The organism is Thermodesulfobacteriota bacterium, assembly GCA_036482575.1.
Classification (GTDB): Bacteria; Desulfobacterota; GWC2-55-46; order GWC2-55-46; family JAUVFY01; genus JAZGJJ01.
In genome coordinates this window covers 1-2027 of record JAZGJJ010000193.1, presented here as the reverse complement: position 1 = coordinate 2027, position 2027 = coordinate 1, and the positions used below count along the sequence as shown (strand labels likewise).

At 56.8% G+C, this 2027-nt stretch carries 3 protein-coding genes; all 3 read right to left on the bottom strand.

Going from position 1 to position 2027, the window contains the following annotated elements:
• Positions 1 to 108: 108 nt before the first annotated feature.
• Complete coding sequence (locus V3W31_08525) at positions 109 to 822, bottom strand: tetratricopeptide repeat protein (GenBank protein ID MEE9614973.1); 714 nt, start codon at positions 820 to 822, stop codon at positions 109 to 111.
• A gap of 50 nt (positions 823 to 872) precedes the next feature.
• Positions 873 to 1631, bottom strand: a complete 759-nt coding sequence (locus V3W31_08520; protein MEE9614972.1) for an outer membrane protein assembly factor BamD — start codon at positions 1629 to 1631, stop codon at positions 873 to 875.
• 169 nt (positions 1632 to 1800) lie between these two features.
• The coding region (locus V3W31_08515) for an adenosylhomocysteinase (protein MEE9614971.1) at positions 1801 to 2027 on the bottom strand (227 nt) is incomplete at its 5' end.

Genomic DNA, 2027 nt, shown 5'->3' with positions numbered 1-2027 from the left:
CCCCCCTTCTACCTGAAGGAACGTCCGCCCTTACCTGAAGTTATCGCTGTTGTTGGTGGTGGTGGGGTTGTGCCCGTACGGACGCCGGAGGGAGGGGAAAAACCGGCCTTACCCGGCCTCGTCCTTGAGGAGGTTCATGTACATATTGGCCATCTTGTCGTTGGGGTCGAACCTTAAGACCTTCAGCCATTCGGCCTTCGCCCTGTCGCGCTGCCCCATCGCGTAGTAGGTAAGCCCGAGCTGTACCCTTGCGGCGTGGTATGCGGCGTTCATCTTGGCCGCGTCCTCCAGCTCCCTTACCGAGCGGCTGAAATCCTTCATGTCCCTGTAGACCATCCCGAGGTTTATCTTAATGTCCACGAACTCGGGCCTCAGCAGGAGTGCCTTTCGGTATGCATCGACCGCCTCGCTATAGAAGGCGAGGTCCTTGTACACCGAACCTATCGCGGCGTGCATATTAGCGAGTTTGCCCTTAACGAACGGGTCCAGGGCAAAGTGCTCGTCCTCTCTCTTCTCGGCCTTCTTTGCCACGGCGTAGGCATCCTGGGACTTTTCGAACTCCCCCATCTCGTTATACACAACCGAAAGGTTAAGCGCGGCCTCGGTATAGTTGGGGTTTATCTTGATCGCCTTCTCCAGCGCCCTCGCGGCCTCCTCGTACCGGCCGTTGTTATAGTATAGTATGCCCAGCATATTGAAGACGTCGGCAAAGTAGTCCTTCTCCTCCGCCACCTTCATAAGGTGCTTTATGGCGGTGCCGTACTCCTTCTCTTCGAAGGCCTGTTTCCCTGCCTCGTAATGCTCGTGCCAGCTCTCAGCCATGAATGCCTCTGCGAGGGGTGCCGCTGCGGGCCGGCGCCCCCTTTTATAGGTCAGCCATCCAGGAACTTCTTCTTCGCCTTTCTGGCGAAGGGGCTCTCTGGAAACTCCTTTACGAGGGTCGTGAAGGTCTCCGTGGCGAGACCTTCCTCCCCCAGCAACGCGTACGACCTGCCCACGTAATAGAGGGTCTCGTCGGTGAAACCCACGTCCGGGTAGTCCTTCAACACCAGCATGAACCTCGCAAGCGCCCCCCTGTAGCTCTTCATCTTGAAGTAGAACTTGCCCACTTTGAACTCGCTCTCCGCGAGCCTCCTCTTCAAGAAAACCATGAGTTCCCCGGCCTTTCCCATATACGGCGAATCGGGGTAGCTCTTGACGAAGTCCTCGAAGGCAAAAAGGGCCTTCTCCGTCTCGATCTGGTCCCTGTCGGAGGCGAGGACCAGTTTGAAGTGGCTCATGCCCTTCTGGAAGAACGCATAGGGGGCCTTTATGTGGCCGGGGTGCATCGAGACGAACGTGGTATAGTAAGCGGCCGCGTCCTCGTAGTTTGCCATCTTATAGTGGAGTTCCCCGAGCATGAGTTGGGAGTCCACGGCATAACGGTCCAGGGGGTGCTCGTCCATGACCCTTTTAAAGTACGCCCCGGACTCGCTGCTAAGGCCGTTATGGTAAGCGGCCATCCCCTTAGAGTACAACTCTTCCGCGCTCAGGTCCACCTCCGGGACCACTTCCTTAAAGCAGGAGGCAAGGAAAAACGGCAGAAGGACCGTCACCGCTGCAACTCTCAATATGCCCTTAACGTTCATCATATATGCGGGATACCACGGAAGAAATGATACCACAAAACCCCGTGGCCCTCAAGCCAATTCCCCGCACCATGATGGTGCTTCATTTTCTGAGCGGCCGTTAGTGGCACCGGGCATGAAGAAGACCTGTTTACACACGATACCTTACGCTACCCACCGGCCTTGGCGGGTATCAGGTACCCATCTCCCATGAGGCCAGGTACTTCTTCTGCTCCTTTGTGAGCGTATCTATCTTTATCCCCAGTGCGGCGAGTTTAAGCCGTGCTATCTCCCTGTCTATGTCCTCGGGGACGGTATATACTTCGTTTTCGAGCCTGCTGCCCCTCTTGACGAGATAGGCCGCGGAGAGCGCCTGGTTGGCGAAGCTCATGTCCATAACGCTCGCCGGATGGCCCTCGG